At 56.8% G+C, this 15,949-nt stretch carries 18 protein-coding genes and 1 tRNA gene; 8 read left to right on the top strand and 11 right to left on the bottom strand.

Going from position 1 to position 15,949, the window contains the following annotated elements:
• Position 1 precedes the first annotated feature (1 nt).
• Positions 2-487, bottom strand: coding sequence for a GNAT family N-acetyltransferase (locus GV827_RS03760; protein WP_164352368.1), 486 nt, complete (start codon positions 485-487; stop codon positions 2-4).
• Positions 484-1,080 (bottom strand): HD domain-containing protein, encoded by a 597-nt coding sequence (locus GV827_RS03755; RefSeq protein ID WP_164352367.1) that lies wholly within the window; start codon positions 1,078-1,080, stop codon positions 484-486. Before GV827_RS03755 ends, GV827_RS03760 begins: the two co-directional genes overlap by 4 nt.
• A gap of 77 nt (positions 1,081-1,157) precedes the next feature.
• Between GV827_RS03755 and GV827_RS03750 the strand changes: the two genes are divergently transcribed.
• From GV827_RS03750 to GV827_RS03740, 3 genes are all read left to right on the top strand, one after another.
• A complete protein-coding gene (locus GV827_RS03750) occupies positions 1,158-1,460 on the top strand; it encodes an S-adenosyl-L-homocysteine hydrolase (RefSeq protein ID WP_164352366.1) in 303 nt (100 codons plus the stop codon).
• Between the two features lie 88 nt (positions 1,461-1,548).
• Positions 1,549-2,937: an adenosylhomocysteinase gene (gene ahcY, locus GV827_RS03745; protein ID WP_164352365.1), complete on the top strand. Its 1,389-nt coding sequence runs from the start codon at positions 1,549-1,551 to the stop codon at positions 2,935-2,937.
• Positions 2,903-3,430 carry a DUF922 domain-containing protein gene (locus GV827_RS03740; RefSeq protein WP_204325702.1) on the top strand — a complete coding sequence of 176 codons (528 nt, stop codon included), beginning with the start codon at positions 2,903-2,905 and terminating at the stop codon, positions 3,428-3,430. Before ahcY ends, GV827_RS03740 begins: the two co-directional genes overlap by 35 nt.
• A 15-nt stretch (positions 3,431-3,445) precedes the next feature.
• On the opposite strand, the gene GV827_RS03735 is transcribed toward GV827_RS03740, so the two are convergent.
• Positions 3,446-4,045 carry an HD domain-containing protein gene (locus tag GV827_RS03735; protein WP_235930226.1) on the bottom strand — a complete coding sequence of 200 codons (600 nt, stop codon included), beginning with the start codon at positions 4,043-4,045 and terminating at the stop codon, positions 3,446-3,448.
• A 314-nt stretch (positions 4,046-4,359) separates the two neighbouring features.
• On the opposite strand from GV827_RS03735, the gene GV827_RS03730 reads away from it, so the two are divergent.
• Positions 4,360-4,701 (top strand): DUF2853 family protein, encoded by a 342-nt coding sequence (locus tag GV827_RS03730; protein ID WP_164352363.1) that lies wholly within the window; start codon positions 4,360-4,362, stop codon positions 4,699-4,701.
• 233 nt (positions 4,702-4,934) lie between these two features.
• On the opposite strand, the gene GV827_RS03725 is transcribed toward GV827_RS03730, so the two are convergent.
• The 5 genes from GV827_RS03725 to tsaD all read right to left on the bottom strand — a co-directional run bounded on the left by GV827_RS03725 (position 4,935) and on the right by tsaD (position 7,959).
• Entirely contained in the window at positions 4,935-5,099 is a 165-nt protein-coding gene (locus tag GV827_RS03725; RefSeq protein ID WP_164352362.1) for a hypothetical protein, read from the bottom strand.
• A gap of 125 nt (positions 5,100-5,224) precedes the next feature.
• Positions 5,225-5,644 (bottom strand): EVE domain-containing protein, encoded by a 420-nt coding sequence (locus GV827_RS03720; RefSeq protein WP_164352361.1) that lies wholly within the window; start codon positions 5,642-5,644, stop codon positions 5,225-5,227.
• Positions 5,644-5,916 carry a YciI family protein gene (locus GV827_RS03715; RefSeq protein WP_164352360.1) on the bottom strand — a complete coding sequence of 91 codons (273 nt, stop codon included), beginning with the start codon at positions 5,914-5,916 and terminating at the stop codon, positions 5,644-5,646. Before GV827_RS03715 ends, GV827_RS03720 begins: the two co-directional genes overlap by 1 nt.
• A 1-nt stretch (position 5,917) precedes the next feature.
• Entirely contained in the window at positions 5,918-6,871 is a 954-nt protein-coding gene (locus GV827_RS03710; protein ID WP_164352359.1) for an NAD(P)H-dependent glycerol-3-phosphate dehydrogenase, read from the bottom strand.
• Entirely contained in the window at positions 6,868-7,959 is a 1,092-nt protein-coding gene (tsaD, locus tag GV827_RS03705; RefSeq protein WP_164352358.1) for a tRNA (adenosine(37)-N6)-threonylcarbamoyltransferase complex transferase subunit TsaD, read from the bottom strand. Before tsaD ends, GV827_RS03710 begins: the two co-directional genes overlap by 4 nt.
• A gap of 74 nt (positions 7,960-8,033) precedes the next feature.
• Between tsaD and GV827_RS03700 the strand changes: the two genes are divergently transcribed.
• From GV827_RS03700 to GV827_RS03685, 4 genes are all read left to right on the top strand, one after another.
• Positions 8,034-8,738, top strand: coding sequence for a uroporphyrinogen-III synthase (locus tag GV827_RS03700; protein ID WP_164352357.1), 705 nt, complete (start codon positions 8,034-8,036; stop codon positions 8,736-8,738).
• A gap of 72 nt (positions 8,739-8,810) precedes the next feature.
• The gene (locus tag GV827_RS23550; RefSeq protein WP_235930224.1) at positions 8,811-10,205 is read left to right on the top strand and encodes a COG4223 family protein; all 1,395 of its coding nucleotides are present in this window, start codon (positions 8,811-8,813) and stop codon (positions 10,203-10,205) included.
• Positions 10,206-10,218: 13 nt separating this feature from the next.
• Positions 10,219-11,715, top strand: a complete 1,497-nt coding sequence (locus tag GV827_RS03690; protein ID WP_164352356.1) for a heme biosynthesis protein HemY — start codon at positions 10,219-10,221, stop codon at positions 11,713-11,715.
• Positions 11,716-11,760: 45 nt separating this feature from the next.
• Positions 11,761-11,836 (top strand) — tRNA-Thr (locus tag GV827_RS03685).
• Positions 11,837-11,958: 122 nt separating this feature from the next.
• Here the strand turns inward: GV827_RS03685 and GV827_RS03680 are convergent.
• The 3 genes from GV827_RS03680 to GV827_RS03670 are packed head-to-tail and all read right to left on the bottom strand — an operon-like array spanning position 11,959 to position 15,945.
• Complete coding sequence (locus tag GV827_RS03680) at positions 11,959-12,744, bottom strand: carnitinyl-CoA dehydratase (RefSeq protein ID WP_164352355.1); 786 nt, start codon at positions 12,742-12,744, stop codon at positions 11,959-11,961.
• A 10-nt stretch (positions 12,745-12,754) separates the two neighbouring features.
• Positions 12,755-14,785, bottom strand: coding sequence for an acetate--CoA ligase family protein (locus GV827_RS03675; RefSeq protein ID WP_164352354.1), 2,031 nt, complete (start codon positions 14,783-14,785; stop codon positions 12,755-12,757).
• Positions 14,785-15,945, bottom strand: a complete 1,161-nt coding sequence (locus GV827_RS03670) for an acyl-CoA dehydrogenase family protein (protein WP_164352353.1) — start codon at positions 15,943-15,945, stop codon at positions 14,785-14,787. The genes GV827_RS03675 and GV827_RS03670 overlap by 1 nt, the downstream gene beginning before the upstream one ends.
• Between the last annotated feature and the right edge of the window lie 4 nt (positions 15,946-15,949).

Genomic DNA, 15,949 nt, shown 5'->3' with positions numbered 1-15,949 from the left:
ATCATAGATCAAAGCGTTTAAGCCGCTTGTCCACGATCTGACTGTTGGCCATTTCATAGCCTTCGATCGCACCGTAATCCTGAAAGCCACGGCTTTGGTAATAGATCAGGCCGCCTTCGTTGTCGGCGCGAATGTTTGCATTAATCCAGATGTAGCCAAGTTCTTTCGCCGCCTTCTTTGTCGCGTCGAACAGGGCCGATCCGATGCCAAGACCGGTTTGCCCGATCTCGACGAACGTAGCGATATTGGCAGCTTCTGGAGGCAGCGTCTTTTCCGGCTCAATCCACTGGAACCCCACTACACGTTCTGCGCCGTCTACCGCGACGTGCCAAGCGTTCCGGCTTGGTTCAAATTCCATCCATTCACCCAGATCGTCGCCTGTCACCGGCCGCGCCAGCGCAGTAGTGCCGCCTTCGTGGATAATGGCGTTAAGCAATCGCGCCATGTCCGGCAGGTCGAGTGGGATTGGTCTGCGGACCTTGATCATGTCATCTGACCCAGAAGCGCAACATGGCGGGCGGTGAACGCATTGCGGGTCTCAACAGGTGGCCTTAGCACGATCTTCAGGTCAGCGATCAATGCCGCGTCCGGTTTCCCAAAGAATTTGGAAGATTCCGCCTCGGAGAATCCGGCAATCTGTGTGGCTTCCATCCAGGCACTGATCTTGTCTGCCTTCTTGATCTGCTTTTTTATCGTGGCTGGAATTGTGGCGGGCAATCCGAACCGCAAGTGGATGGCTGCCGTAAGCCTGTCGTCCAGTGCGCCATACCCCGGCCCAACGGCAGCTTTGACCGGAGAAATCATATCCCCGATCACGTATTCCGGCGCGTCGTGCAGCAGGGCCGCCAAACACCATTTCGGCGGTGCCTTGGGATTCATTCTGCTGAAAAGCGTTTCAACCAGCAGTGAGTGTTCGGCCACGGAGTAGGCATAGTCGCCGTGGGTCTGACCATTCCATCGCGCCACGAAGGCGAGGCCGTGGGCGATGTCTTCAATCTCAATGTCCACCGGGGTCGGGTCCAGCAGATCAAGCCTGCGCCCCGACAGCATCCGCTGCCATGCTCTGGGTTGCTGTGCCACGCGAGTGCACCTTCACGTCTTGGAGTACTTTGGAACCATTTGGCTAACTCTTTGTTTTTCCCACGAAGGAGAGAACTATGAAACCGCTAATTGCCTCATTTGCCCTACTACTTGGAACGGCCAGTTTTGCCCCTGCGGCGAATGCCGAGCAAGTCTGCATGGTCGCTGATGAGATGAAAGCGGCACTGATAGATTGGTATGGTGAACGTCCCGTTGCGGCGCCGTCCGAAAACAATGAACAGATCTGGGTTTCCCAAGAGACGGGCACCTGGACGATGATCAAGATGCTGGCGGATGGAAATGCTTGCGTAATCGCACAAGGTGATGATTGGTTGGTCAATCCTGACGCGACAGAAATGCTTGCACAGCTGACAAATTAATCAACCAGAAGGCATGCGACCCCATCGCTGTTGAGACAGTCTGGCAAAAGTGCTAGCTGGCGTTCAAACATCATGGATGAGGTGCCTCATGGCAAACGATTACATCGTCAAAGACATTAACCTTGCCGCCTACGGCCGCAAGGAACTTGATATTGCTGAAACCGAAATGCCCGGACTGATGGCATTGCGCGATGAGTATGGCGAAAGCAAACCGCTTAAAGGTGCAAGGATCGTTGGTTCCCTGCACATGACCATTCAGACAGCTGTTTTGATTGAAACGCTCGTGGCGCTGGGCGCAGATGTGCGCTGGGCATCTTGCAACATCTTTTCGACCCAGGACCACGCTGCAGCAGTGATCGCCGAAGCAGGCGTTCCTGTCTTTGCAATCAAGGGCCAGTCGCTGGAAGAGCATTGGGATTACCTCGACAAATCTTTCATGTTTGATGAGGGTCCGAACCTGATTCTGGACGATGGCGGTGACGCGACGCTTTACATCCTGCTGGGCGCCCGCGCCGAGGCTGGTGAAGATATCATCTCTGTTCCAACCTCCGAAGAAGAGACGGTGATCAAGGCACAGATCAAAAAGCGGATGGAAGCTTCCCCCGGTTGGTTCACCAAGATGCGTGACCAGATCAAGGGCGTTTCCGAAGAAACCACAACGGGTGTCCACCGTTTGTATGAGTTGAAGAAACAGGGTCAGTTGCCTTTCCCTGCGATCAACGTGAACGACTCTGTCACCAAGTCGAAGTTCGATAACAAGTATGGATGCAAAGAGTCGCTGGTTGACGGTATCCGCCGCGCCACAGACACGATGATGGCTGGCAAGGTTGCTGTCGTGATGGGCTACGGTGACGTGGGCAAAGGTTCAGCCGCGTCCCTTGCCGGTGCGGGTGCACGGGTGAAAGTGACCGAAGTTGACCCAATTTGTGCGCTCCAGGCTGCGATGGATGGCTTTGAGGTTGTGCTGTTGGAAGACGTCGTTGGCACGGCAGATATTTTCATCACCACGACCGGCAACAAGGACGTCATCCGGATCGAGCATATGCGCGAGATGAAGGACATGGCGATCGTTGGTAACATCGGTCACTTTGATAATGAAATTCAGGTTGCCGCGCTGAAAAACCACAAATGGACCAACATCAAGGAACAGGTGGATATGATCGAGATGCCGAACGGCAATCGTCTGATCCTGTTGTCTGAGGGACGCTTGCTGAACCTTGGCAACGCCACTGGCCACCCGTCCTTCGTAATGTCCGCGTCCTTTACCAATCAGGTACTGGCGCAGATTGAGCTTTGGACCAAGGGTGATGAGTACAAGAACGACGTCTACATTCTGCCCAAACACCTGGACGAGAAGGTTGCGCGTCTGCATCTGGACCGCATCGGCGTAAAGCTGACAAAAATGGATCCTGAACAGGCGTCTTACATTGGCGTGAACCCTGATGGGCCGTTCAAGCCAGAGCATTATCGTTACTAAAGGGATGCGCGTCGTAAAATCCCTTTGGCGCGCCATGATCATCGGGCTGGTGGCGGGGTTTGTATGGACCCCGGCACTGGCTGCCCCGCAAATCACAGAGACAACCAAAACCTATAGCGTCAGTGAAACAACTGCGCGGGGGTTGCGAAGTGAAATGCGCAACAAAGGCCCCAAAGGGTTTTGGGGCTACACACGGTGGGACATACGGTGGACCCCAGGGTGTCGGGTATCGGCACGTATCGTTTACACCCTACCGCAACACAGCAATCCTGATGCGCTGCCAGATCGCACGAGGCGTGCTTTTGATCGGATGGTTGCAAACCTGGCAGCGCATGAACGTTTGCATGGGCAAAACGGAATCAATGCAGCGCATGAGATCAGCCGTGCAAATTGCAAAGGTGGTGCAGCGATCATTCGAAAATACAACAGGGCCGATAAAGAACTGGATCGCCGCACCAATCACGGTGCACGGGATGGCGTTACCCTAGACTAACGGCGCAGACCGCAGTCAGGCGACAAGCGGTGACACGTATCCCTCTCGGATCACATCCGGATCATAGGCTTTGCGGGCAAACACTTCACGCACCATCGGCTCAAAATGGATGAGTGGTTTGGCGTCGTAGTCAGGATCGAAAGAGGCTTGATCCCAACGCTCACAGAATTCTGCGCAGCTTTCGAAACACGGGTGGTCCTTGAACGCATCACGCGCATTTTCGTCCCATCCGTAGTGGTGAGCGTAATAGATCATCTGGAAAATACCGTGATGTTCGACCACCCAAGACACGTCCCAACGGACGAAAGGCCGTATGACCTCGGCTGAAAACCGGTCGTGGTTCTGGGGCGCCAGTCCATCGCCAATGTCATGCAGCAATGTACCAACGATCCAGTCAATATCAGCGCCGTCCCGCTCTGCCCGTGTTGCCGATTGCAGGCCGTGGTCCAGACGCGTGATGCGATACCCTTCCAGCGTCGCATCGCCCTGTCTGCGGAGTTCATCCAGGACGCGGTCGGCTGTCAGCGCGACATAAGGTTTCTCAAGCCTTTCTAGCAGCTCGTAGTCTGCCTTGGTGCCATCCTTCATTTGGGTAAAGCTGACAGTCTTCGCCATTACCGTTCTCCCGTTGTCGTATGTCTTTACATACTGCTGTCTGCGTCTGTTTGATACCGGTGCGATCAATTTGTTCTCAGGTTGGCCTTGCGGTCCATTGTAATCCGTCTCGGTGCAGTTTGACGTCTCTTCAATCAATTTCCAGTCTCATCTGCTATGCCCCCACGTCTGTTCAGAATCCGACAAATGAACCATTGAACTTGCGAGGGGGAGGATTAGCCCACTTTTCCCTTTGTAGAGGCCGTATTTGTCAGTAGTCTTCCCAGAAGGTTGGCACCTGCTGACTGCTAAATTTCAAGGTGGGAGACTATTGCATGGGCAAACGAGACGAGTGGATTGCGAAGTACGCAGACGATTTGAAAAACAAATGTGGCATGACGCCCGACATGGATCTTTTGACAAAGGTCACAATCGGCTGTGGCCCTTCAATTTACAACGCGGATGCGCAGACGGTTGCGGCGGGTCAGGAAAGCGAACTGGAACTGGTAAAGAAAAACTTCCTGATGAAGAAACTGGGCCTGCCAGATGGTCCGAACCTGATGGAAGCGATCAATTCTGTGATCGAGACCTATGGGAAATCAGAGCGCAACAAATACCGTGCGGTCGTCTACTACATGCTGACCAAGCACTTTGGCAAAGAATCTGTCTACGGCTAAGCCTGCAGATTGAACTTAGTGAGACGCCTGTGACACTGTCGCGGGCGTTTCTCATTTTAGATGATTTATAGACATCAGATGCTTGGTAAATCCATCCGTACTTGATATGTGTTTCGGACCGGCCAGTATGGCCAGAACAGATTTCAATACGTGTGTGGTAGCTTGGGAGCACACGGGGTGAGAGAGGGTTCTGGCACTGTTGCCAGGACCCTCTTTTTCAATTTGGCGTACGTCTAGAACAGCGTGAGGATGAGCGCGGTGATCGCGCATCCAATGGGCGCATCGCCTCTATCAATCAGCGCCAGCTGGAAAGGGCGCTGCCCCTTGCCCCTGTTGATCATGATCAATTGGCTGTCGAAGAAAAGACCGCCGCGAGGGCCGAATATCAAACCTTTCATCTGGATATTTTGGTGGACCAGAAGACATCAAAGACAAGGCACATAGCTGCTGCAACCAAGGGGTCACACCCATGCCGGCATCATCCTTATTCTCGGCTGAGCATGATGATGGTACGTGTCGCTCGCTAAGGTTTGGTTTGTCCGAGGTCGCAGATGATCTGCCACTCACTATCGGTCACGGGCTGCACCGAAAGGCGCGAATTCTTGACAAGCACCATGTCGTCAAGACGGCCGTCAGCTTTGATCTGATCAAGGGAGACAGGTTTTTTGAATGGCCGTACCGCTTTGATATCCACACATCCCCAGCGGTCGTCATCTGTCGTGCTGTCAGGATGTGCCTCTGCGATGACTTCGACGATTCCGACGACCGATTTCTCTTTCATGGAGTGATAGAAGAAACCCAGATCGCCGACCTTCATCTCTCGCATGAAATTGCGCGCCTGATAGTTGCGCACGCCGTCCCATTCCTCGCCCGTGTCGCCTTTGGCGACCTGATCCTCCCAACCCCAGGTGTTAGGTTCGGATTTGAAAAGCCAGTATGCCATCAGCCAATTACCCGATTCCAATGGGTCAGGGTCACGGACTGAAATAGACCTGCCTTGGCGTAAGGATCTGCGTCTGCCCAGGCTTCAGCCTGCGCCATGTCCTCAACCTCAAGGATGATCAGTGAGCCGATCATGCCGCCGCTCGCGTCCAGCAATGGACCGGCCTGTGCAACCAGATCGGTTGATTTGAGATACTCAAGATGGGCGGGGCGATTTTCCTGACGCACGTTCAATGCGCCGGGTTTGTCATGGGCGATCAGAGCAACAAACATATCATTCTTCCTTCAAGGGGCGGGTCAGCAAGGATTGCATCGCGGTTGCCACATCTAGCCGGTTGGCAAGCAATCCCGCAACCGCTGCTGTGATCGGCATATCGAGCCCTTCTTTCTGCGCCAGTTCATCAACGGCCTGCGCGGTGGCGGCACCTTCGACGGTGACGGAAGGATCAAAGCTTTGTCCTTCGCCCAGCGCCAGACCAAGCCGGTAGTTCCGCGACTGTGTCGATGTGCAGGTAAGCGTCAAATCACCAAATCCCGAAAGACCGGAGAGTGTTCTTGGATCCGCCTTCAAGTGGGCCGCAAGCCGCTGCATTTCGGCATAGCCACGGGTCATCAATGCCGCGCGGGCGCTTTCACCCAGTCCAGCCCCGATGGCCGCACCGCAGGCAATGGCGATCACGTTCTTTAGCGCGCCACCCAGTTCCGCACCGATGGTGTCCGTCGTGCGATATATCCGCAAGTTTGACGTCGTCAGCGCCTGTTGCAGCGCCTGTCCTGCCGTATCATCTGCACAGGCGAGGGTCAGTGCTGTGGGCAATCCGCGCGCGATGTCTGCGGCAAAACTCGGTCCGGTCAATATGGCTGGTATCGCGTCAGGCACAGCTTGGGAGATCACGGTAACCGGTCCAAGTCCGGTGCAGAGTTCGATGCCCTTGCAGCAGGCGACAAGCGTTTTTTGGGACAAGATCTGACTGTGTTCTGACAGAAAAGCCCGCAATTGCTGCATCGGAACAGCAATCAGAAGGATATCCGCAGCGCAGGCAACATTCAGTTCACCGGAAACCCGAAGCGCTTTTGGAAACGGGCGTCCGGGAAGCCTCATTCTATTCTCTCGCTCGGTCTCCATTGTGCCGGGGTCGCGGGCCCAAAGTACGACCGGACCGTTCTGGGCCAGTGAAATGGCGAGCGCTGTACCAAATGCACCGGCACCCAATACTGCAATGCTCATGCCTTGGCTCCTTTCTTGCCACTGCCCAACATGGATGGTTGCGCGGTATCAAGGGGCCATCGGGGACGTGCAGAGAGGGTAAGATCATCAGGCCCACGCAGATGACACTGCTCCGCTGCTGCATAGGCGATCATCGCCGCATTATCCGTGCAAAGCGATAGTGGCGGGGCCACGAAATCCGCTTCATTCTGGGTCGAAACAGTCTCTAACGCTGTTCGAATAGCCTTGTTCGCAGCCACTCCTCCTGCAACGCAAAACGTTCGTGGCGCATCGTGCGGGTAGTTCTTGAAAGCTTTTTTCGTTTTTGTGGCAAGAACCTCAACCACCGCTGCCTGGAAGCTGGCGGCGATATCCGACTGATCTTGTCGTGTCAGTCCGCCCTTTTCGGCGACAATGGCGTCGCGTGCGCGCAGAACAGCGGTTTTCAAACCGGAAAAGGACATATCGCATGTGTCGCGATCCATCAGCGGTCTGGGAAAGGGAAACCGCGCGGGATCACCTGAGAGCGCGGCTTGTTCTATTGACGGGCCACCGGGTTGGGGCAGGCTGATCAGTCGCGCCACTTTGTCAAAAGCTTCTCCCGGTGCGTCGTCAATCGTGCCGCCAAGACGACTGAAATCATCCGGGCCGCTTACGATCAGGAACTGGCAATGTCCGCCGGAGACCAGAAGCATCAGGTAGGGGTAGGGCACTTGGTCAGTCATGCGTGGAGTGAGCGCGTGTCCGGCAAGATGGTTGACACCGTAAAGAGGTTTGCCGGTTGCCGCTGATAATCCCTTGGCGCACATGACTCCAGACACAACGCCACCGATCAAGCCCGGACCCGCCGTCACTGCGATGGCGTCAACCTCGGCCAGAGTAATTTCGGCCTGTGTTAGAGCCTGTTCAACGCACAGATCGAGCTTTTCTGCGTGCGCACGTGCGGCGATCTCCGGAACGACCCCGCCAAAGGCCGCGTGCAGATCTGTCTGGTCCGCCACGACAGAAGCCAGCACATTTGCCCGGCCCAGATCGTCCACACGGACAACAGCCGCTGCGGTATCGTCGCAGCTGCTTTCCAGTCCAAGGATGGTCAAAGACGCGGGCATGAGTGCTATCCATTGCAAGGGCGCTGCACCGCAGGTAACACCGACACCCATGCCAAACAATGCTGCGAGGCCATATGGATAAACCGTCTCTTCTTCTGACCCGGCCGAGAGCAAGCGCAGAAGCGTTTGTGCAAAGCCTTGATCAGCAGGTCATGGAAGATGTTCTGGTTTGCATTTCTCCGTTGCTGGAAATCACGCCTCTTGGCACCAAGGCCGATTTGACAGGCTATACCGGTGTAATTTTTACATCGACCAATGCGGTGAGCTTTGTGCAGGACGGACAGGGCATGCCAGCATTCTGCGTTGGTACGCGCACAGCAGAGGCGGCAACCGGCAAAGGATGGCGGGTCGAGAGAATAGCACAAGACGCAGATGCTTTGGTTGCATCCTTGTCCAAGGATCCGGTCAACGGTCCCTTGTTGCATTTGGCGGGCAAACATCGCCGCGGTCAGGTGGCTGAACGGCTTTCAGCAATTGGGATCACAACCAACGTAACTGTCCTTTATGATCAGGCATTGCTGCCGCTGTCAGATGAGGCACAAGAGATTCTGCGAGGTGATCGACCAGTGATTGTCCCGCTATTTTCACCCCGAACCGCTTCGCAATTCGCGAAAGAAGCCGGCGTAACGCGTCATATCCAGATCATTGCGATGAGCGATGCCGTCGCTGAAGCAGTTCAGAGCACCGCAGTTCAGGAAGTGCACGTCGCACGAGCGCCCACTGCTAAAGAGATGCGGCGCGGTGTTGAAATGCTGTTGCGCGGCGATAGCTTAGGTTGAAGCACACGCGCGTTGCCGGGTATGGTTAGTGGGTTCATCTGATCATTGGTCAGAATCAGAAGGGTAAGCAGAGTGGCGAAAGCGAAAAAACCGGCTTCAACCAGCAAGAGCACGTCGCAAGCGCCAAAGGCTGCGGCCGATAAAGAACCAAAGGGCGCATCAAAGCCAAGCGAGACTTCCTCTGCGTCCAAGGCCGCAGCAGCGAAGTCTGACAAGACCGTGAGTACGACACCGCCTTCCACAAACAATTCAAGGGACGACGCGGCAAAAATCGCTCAAACGGCTGATGCCAAGGCGTCAACGCCAGCCGACAGCAAAGGCGTGGCTGCAAAATCGGTAAGCGCGGCGAAGGCGGTCGAGAGCAAAACTCAAAGCTCTAAACCGGAGATTGCGAAGTCCGAGCCGCAAAAGTCGGGTATTGATAAAACCGACACTGAGAAGAAAGCGGAGCCTGAGACCAAAGCCGCGCCGAAACAAGCGACCACACAGCCCACAATGACATCGGGTGATACGAAACCGGCCACACCGGCGCCGCCGAAAACAGCCGAGAAATCCGGCAGTGTTTTCTGGCCTCTTGTTTTGGGCGGTGTGATCGCAGCTGCACTAGGATTTGTCGCGTCTGAAATGAATGTGCTCAACACGCGCGTTGACACGACAGAGATGAAATCAACGCTGAGCCAACAGGGCGCACAAATCGCGGCGCTCGAGAGTGCAGAGCCAGCGGCAGCACCTGACCTGAGCGGCATCGAAGCATCGATCGCTGCGCTGGACGAGACGGTTTCGACACTTGAGGCGCGCCTGACGGAGCTTGAGAACAGGCCGGTTCCCACCAGCGACGGGACCGCTGCACCAGTTGCGGATTACAGCGAAGAACTTGCTGCGCTTCAGTCTTCTGTCGAAGCACAGAAGGCCGAAATTGACAGGTTGCTCGAAAATGCACTGAGTATTGAAGAGGCCACGGCAGAGGCTGCGCGCCGTGCAGCAGTTCAAAGCGCGCTGACCAAGATTACAGCGGCATTGAATACCGGTGGCGAATACGATTCCGCATTGGGTGACTTGTCGCAAACTGGCGTGGCAGATGTGCCCGAAGCCTTGGCAGCCCCTGCAGACAGCGGTGTGGCGACACTTCTTAGCCTGCAGGCTGAATTCCCCAATACTGCCCGTGCTGCCCTTGCTGCCGCGCGCGCAGCCGGCGTGGATGGCGGCGATAGCGGAGCGGTTGGCTTCTTGCGCCGTCAGCTGGGCGCCAGATCGGTTGAGCCGCGCGAAGGCTCTGACCCGGATGCCGTTCTGTCCCGCGCCGAAGCAGCCGTGCGCGAAGGCCGTCTGACTGATGCGCTGACCGAGATCGATACATTGCCGCCAGAGGCGCAAGCCGCCATGGAAAGCTGGCTGTCCGACGCACGTGCGCGCGTTGAGGCCGAAGCCGCGGTACAGGACCTATCCCAACGCCTGACGGCAAACTGAGGAAGTTGAATATATGCTTTGGTCACTGATCAAAATTATCGTGTTTGTCGCCGCAGTCGCGGCGCTGGCCTGGGGTGCGGGATATCTTTTGGAAAGCCAGGGTGGCGTTCAGGTGACCGTAATGGGCACCGAATACAGCTTTGGACCGTTGCAGTCAGTTATCGCCGTCGTCGTGTTGATGATTGGCGTCTGGCTCCTGCTCAAGATCATGTCACTGCTTTTGGCAACATGGCATTTCCTGAATGGGGACGAGACGGCGCTGTCGCGGTATTTCGACCGCAATCGTGAACGCAAAGGGTTCAACGCCCTGTCTGAAGGGTTGATGGCACTGGCGTCAGGAGAGGGGCGCATCGCTTTGGCCAAGGCGCAGAAAGCGGACAAGTACCTGAACAAGCCAGAGCTGACCAACCTGCTGACCGCACAGGCGGCAGAGATGGCTGGCGACCGCCGCAAGGCCGAGGAAACCTACCGGAAGCTGGTCGAGAATGAATCTACCCGGTTTGTCGGGGTCCGCGGGATCATGAAGCAGAAACTGTCCGAAGGCGACACGGAGACGGCATTGAAGCTGGCTGAAAAGGCCTTTGCGTTGAAGCCAAAGCACGAAGAGACGGGCGATCTATTGCTTCAATTGCAGGCCGAGAAGGAAGACTGGAAAGGTGCGCGCAAGACGCTGAGCGCCAAGTTGAAGAACGGCCAGTTGCCCCGTGACGTACACAAGCGTCGTGACGCGGTGCTGGCCCTGTCGGAAGCTAGGGACATATTCCACGAAGGCAGCGATATCGAAGCCCGTGAAGCGGCGATTGAAGCAAACCGGCTGTCACCCGATCTGATCCCCGCAGCCGTTTTGGCAGCGCAAGGATATATTGAAAAAAAGAAACCTCGTTATGCAGCACGGGTGCTGACCAAGGCCTGGAGCGTGCATCCGCATCCGGATCTTGCCGCTGCCTTTGCCGCGATTGAGCCGGATGAGAAACCCGCCGCGCGGATCAAGCGATTTGCCGCGCTGACAAAATCACAGCCCGACCATCCAGAGACCAAGATGCTCAAGGCGGAACTCCACATCGCGGACGAGGATTTTCCGGCAGCCCGCCGCGCGCTGGGCGATCTGGTGGAAACGGACCCCACGGCGCGGGCTGTCACGCTGATGGCCGCGATTGAACGGGGCGAAGGCGCGTCGGATACGGTGGTGAAGGGTTGGCTTGCGCGCGCGCTGACGGTGCCGCGCGGGCCACAGTGGATTTGTGAAAATTGCCAACACATCCACGCTGACTGGAAACCGATCTGCAATAATTGCAAGAGCTTTGACACGCTGGCGTGGAAGACACCGCCGATGTCAGAGGTCGCGATGCCCGGCGGTGTTCAGATGCTGCCGCTCATCGTGGGTGCTGTCGAAGACAAGTCTGGTGCCGATGCCGGCGCTAAGATCGCGACGCGCAGCGACATTGAGGATGTGGAATTGGTCGATGAGGCCGAAACCGACACGTCAAAAGATGCAGCAGTCGAAAAATAGACCTTCCGCGTATCGGACAGCGTTGATAAAGCGCATTGCCAGACAGCCGCTGTAGCTCAGCTGGTAGAGCACGTCATTCGTAATGATGGGGTCAGGGGTTCGAGTCCCTTCAGCGGCACCACACATTCTTTTCGCAAGAAAGACGCAGAGCCCCCTTCTTCAGGGCGCTGAGTAGCAGTCGTTTGGCAAATGCGAGAAATGGCTATTCCCTTCCCGCATTACCCCTCTGATCGCAAAACAGATCTACTTCCCTTTCCACACGGGATCACGCTTCTCCGCAAAAGCTCGTGCGCCCTCCATCTGGTCTTCGGAGGCATAGAGGACGTCAACCGTGCGCAGCTGCCGTCCGGTGATGCGGTTCATGGCATCCTGAAACTTTGAATCCTCCGCGTCGCGGACGATTTCCTTGATCGCCGCATAGACAAGCGGCGGACCAGAGGCGAGCAGGCGGGCGAGCTCCCATGCGCGTTCCATCAGTTGGTCGGGAGCCACGACTTCATTGATCAGGCCCCAGCCTTTGGCCTCGTGCACGTCGAACCAGCGGCCGGTCAGAAGCAGTTCCATCGCGATGTGATAGGGGATGCGCTTGGGCAGTTTGACGGAAGCTGCGTCGGCCACGGTGCCAGAACGGATTTCAGGCAGGGCAAAGGTCGCGTGGTCCGCAGCGATGATCATGTCCGCAGACATGGCAAGCTCAAGCCCACCGCCGCATGCGATACCATTGACGGCAGCGATGATCGGTTTGTTCATGTCGCGCATTTCCTGGATGCCGCCAAAGCCGCCGACACCGTAATCGCCATCTACCGCGTCGCCGTCGGCAGCCCCTTTCAAGTCCCAGCCGGGGCAAAAGAATTTCTCGCCACCGCCGGTAATGATCGCGACGCGCAAGTCGGGGTCATCGCGGAAGTCCGCAAAGACCTCACCCATCAAGCGTGATGTCTTGAGGTCGATGGCGTTTGCCTTGGGACGGTCAAGCGTGACCTCTAGGATTGCACCTTCGCGGCGGGTTTTGACGGGGGTGTCGGACATGGGCTTCCTTTCAACGGGCCATACGCAGCAGGGCGTCGGCAGCGATGGCGTCTGTTTCGGTACAGATCAGGGGATTGATTTCGATTTCTTGCAGGACATCGGCGTTGGCAGTCGCAAAATCCTGGACCACATGAATGGCTTTGAGAATGGAGGTGATGCTGGCCGCCGCTGCACCCCGATATCCATGTAGCAACGGGGCAATCCTGAGCCCATTCAGCGCGTCTTTTATTTCGGCGTCTGAGGCTGGAATGAGAAGCGACGCTGTGTCGTCCATGAGTTCAGTAAGCGTACCACCCGCACCAAGGGTCAGAACAAAACCGTGCGCAGGATCGTTGACGACGCCAACCAGCAGTTCTGTGACAGTGCCTGTAATCATCTCTTCGAGCAGAAAGGTCTCGGTATTCATTGAACGGGCCGCGTTAACAGTTGCTTCGCGCGTTGAAAGGTTGAGCTGGACGGCGCCGGACTCGGTTTTATGAGCAATGCCTTCGCCCTTGAGAACCTGTGGATAGCCGATCTTGTCAGCGTATTCCGCAACCTTATCAGCGTTGGCGCAGTGTGTTGATCGCGGCACGCGCAGACCATGGGACGCCAAGACAGATTTTGCATCTCCCTCTGAGATCAGCGCGGCGGAGTCTCTGGCGTTGGGGAGTAGGATAGGCTGTGGATCGGCCGGTAAAGGTAGTGCAGCAACAGCACAGGCGGCAAGTGCTTCGGTCAGCCCGGAAAAGGGAACCACACCGTTTGCCAACAGGTGGCCAGCGACATCCTCGGGCATAAGCTCAGGCAGCGTGGCAGCCATGCCATACAGCCTGCCCGTTTCGCGTGCGGCAGCGATGGTTGCTTGGATCACGCAGTCCCAGTCAGAAGGATCACAGAGGTCAGCGCGGGGGAAATCCACGATCAGGATGGTGATTGCGATTCCGGGGTCGGCCATGGCGGCGAAAGCACGTGTCATCGCGGACACATCGCGCCAGATGTAGGTGTGATAATCCAGCGGATTGGCCAGCGCCACTCGGGGACCGAGGGCTGCGCGCAGGTCTGTTTTTTGGCGGGCGTTGAGGGGCGGAAAGACAACAGGCAGATTTTGCCCGGTATCGGCGGCAAGACTGGCCTCTCCCCCTGAACAGCTGATTGTCGCGACGGTGTTTGCCTCAAGGCGCCCCGCCGCATGCAGGAGTTTCAGCGCTTCCAGAAAAATCGGAATGTCGGCAACGCGCAAAATGCCAAGGCGCCGCAGAAGAGCATCGGCACCTGCATCCTCGCCCGCAAGGGAAGCCGTATGCGAAATCGTTGCCGCGCGCGCCTGATCAGAGCGACCGACCTTGATTGCGACAATGGGTTTATTGAGCTCTCTCGCACGGGCGGCCAGCGCCTCAATGGCACGCAAATTGCCGATCCCTTCGATGTGCAGACCAAGGGCAGTCACGCGGTCATCTTCCAGCAGAGCCAATCCGATGTCGGATATGCCTGATTGCGCCTGATTGCCGGCTGTTACGACATAGGCCAATGGCAGGGCGCGTGATTGCATGGTCAGGTTGATCGCGATGTTGGAGCTTTGCGTGATAATGGCGACCCCGCGCTGGGCGCGTCTGCCGCCATGCTGATCAGGCCACAGCAACGCGCCGTCGAGATAGTTGATGAAGCCATAGCAGTTTGGGCCAAGGATCGGCATATCACCCGCAGCATCAAGCAAAGCCGTCTGCAAATCAGCGCCTGCCGCGTCCTCTGCCTGTGCTTCGAGAAATCCTGAGGCAAAACATACGGCACCCCCCGCCCCGCGTGCAGCGAGGTCAGAAACGATGTCGATTGTTGCCTCGCGGTTTACACCGATGAATGTCGCGTCTGGCGCGTCCGGAAGGGCGTCGACGCTGCGAAAGACCGTGCGCCCTTCGATCACATCAGCTTTGGGATGGATGGGCCAGATTTCCCCCGCGAACCCCATTTTCTGACATTGCATCACCACCTGACGGCACCATGCCCCGCCGCCGACGACTGCAATGGATCGGGGTCGCAGAAGCCGCTCAAGACTGCGGGTCATCAGGCCCCCAGCGGGCGCAGCAAATCGCGCGAGATGATGTGACGCTGGATTTCCGAGGTGCCGTCCCAGATACGTTCAACGCGTGCGTCGCGCCAGAACCGTTCAATGGGGAAATCGTCCATCAAACCCATGCCGCCGTAGATCTGCAGGGTGGTATCGGTGACCTTTGCAAGTGTTTCCGATGCATAGACTTTGGCGCTGGCGATTTCACGGTTTGATGGCAGCCCTTCGTCCAGACGCCATGCAGCGGCGAGGGTGAGCCAGTCAGCGGCGTCGATCTCGGTGATCATGTCAGCGATCTGAAAGCTGACACCCTGAAACTTGCCAATCTGCTGGCCGAATTGCTTGCGTTCGGCGGCATAGTTGAGCGCGTAGTCAAAACAGCGGCGGGCACGGCCGACAGAGAATGCAGCAACCGTCAGTCTTGTGGCGTAAAGCCATTCGTTCATCACGGCGAAACCACCATCGACCGCGCCCAGGACCTGCGCGTCGGGCAGGCGGCAGTTGTCGAAGTACAGGATGCAATTCTTGTACCCCTTGTGGCTGACAGAGTTATAGCCGTCACGCACTTCGAAACCTGGCGTGCCTCGGTCGACAAGGAATGTTGTGATCCGCTTCTTTGGGCCTTTGGGTGTTTCATCAACGCCTGTTGCGATGAAAACGATAAAGAAGTCCGCATGCTCTGCGCCCGAGATGAAGTGTTTGGAGCCGTTGACGACCCAATCACCGCCATCGCGCACGGCTGAGCATTTCATGCCGCGCACGTCTGATCCCGCGTCCGGTTCTGTCATCGCAAGCGCGTCCATCCGTTCCCCCCGCACGGCGGGCAGCAGGTACCGTTCCCGCTGTTCATCGTTACAGGCCATCAGGATGTTCTGCGGACGTCCGAAGAAGTGGGTCAGTGCCATGGAGCCACGGCCCAACTCCCGTTCGACCAATGTGAAATCGAGATGCGAAAGACCTGCACCGCCGACTTCTTCCGGGAAGTTGCAGGCATAAAAGCCAAGGTCGATGACCTTCTGCTTGATCTGTTCACCCAATCCTTCGGGCACCTCGCCCGTCCGTTCGACTTCGGCCTCGTAAGGATAAATCTCCTTTTCCACAAAACTGCGCACGGTAGAGACGATCATCTCTTGTTCATCACTGAGGCCAAAATGCATTCGC

The sequence above is a fragment of the Sulfitobacter sediminilitoris genome (assembly GCF_010667575.1).
In the GTDB taxonomy this organism is placed as follows: Bacteria; Pseudomonadota; Alphaproteobacteria; order Rhodobacterales; family Rhodobacteraceae; genus Sulfitobacter; species Sulfitobacter sediminilitoris.
Note: the sequence above shows the minus strand (reverse complement) of the source record. Positions and strands in the feature narration are given on the sequence as shown.

What these genes read in the sequence shown, in the direction of transcription:
- GV827_RS03760 (WP_164352368.1), bottom strand. Translation starts at nt 487, where the DNA reads ATGATCAAGGTCCGCAGACCAATCCCACTCGACCTGCCGGACATGGCG.
- GV827_RS03750 (WP_164352366.1), top strand. Translation starts at nt 1,158, where the DNA reads ATGAAACCGCTAATTGCCTCATTTGCCCTACTACTTGGAACGGCCAGT.
- ahcY (WP_164352365.1), top strand. Translation starts at nt 1,549, where the DNA reads ATGGCAAACGATTACATCGTCAAAGACATTAACCTTGCCGCCTACGGC.
- GV827_RS03740 (WP_204325702.1), top strand. Translation starts at nt 2,903, where the DNA reads ATGGGCCGTTCAAGCCAGAGCATTATCGTTACTAAAGGGATGCGCGTC.
- GV827_RS03735 (WP_235930226.1), bottom strand. Translation starts at nt 4,045, where the DNA reads ATGGCGAAGACTGTCAGCTTTACCCAAATGAAGGATGGCACCAAGGCA.
- GV827_RS03730 (WP_164352363.1), top strand. Translation starts at nt 4,360, where the DNA reads ATGGGCAAACGAGACGAGTGGATTGCGAAGTACGCAGACGATTTGAAA.
- GV827_RS03725 (WP_164352362.1), bottom strand. Translation starts at nt 5,099, where the DNA reads ATGAAAGGTTTGATATTCGGCCCTCGCGGCGGTCTTTTCTTCGACAGC.
- GV827_RS03720 (WP_164352361.1), bottom strand. Translation starts at nt 5,644, where the DNA reads ATGGCATACTGGCTTTTCAAATCCGAACCTAACACCTGGGGTTGGGAG.
- GV827_RS03715 (WP_164352360.1), bottom strand. Translation starts at nt 5,916, where the DNA reads ATGTTTGTTGCTCTGATCGCCCATGACAAACCCGGCGCATTGAACGTG.
- GV827_RS03710 (WP_164352359.1), bottom strand. Translation starts at nt 6,871, where the DNA reads ATGAGCATTGCAGTATTGGGTGCCGGTGCATTTGGTACAGCGCTCGCC.
- tsaD (WP_164352358.1), bottom strand. Translation starts at nt 7,959, where the DNA reads ATGCCCGCGTCTTTGACCATCCTTGGACTGGAAAGCAGCTGCGACGAT.
- GV827_RS03700 (WP_164352357.1), top strand. Translation starts at nt 8,034, where the DNA reads ATGGATAAACCGTCTCTTCTTCTGACCCGGCCGAGAGCAAGCGCAGAA.
- GV827_RS03690 (WP_164352356.1), top strand. Translation starts at nt 10,219, where the DNA reads ATGCTTTGGTCACTGATCAAAATTATCGTGTTTGTCGCCGCAGTCGCG.
- GV827_RS03680 (WP_164352355.1), bottom strand. Translation starts at nt 12,744, where the DNA reads ATGTCCGACACCCCCGTCAAAACCCGCCGCGAAGGTGCAATCCTAGAG.
- GV827_RS03675 (WP_164352354.1), bottom strand. Translation starts at nt 14,785, where the DNA reads ATGACCCGCAGTCTTGAGCGGCTTCTGCGACCCCGATCCATTGCAGTC.
- GV827_RS03670 (WP_164352353.1), bottom strand. Translation starts at nt 15,945, where the DNA reads ATGCATTTTGGCCTCAGTGATGAACAAGAGATGATCGTCTCTACCGTG.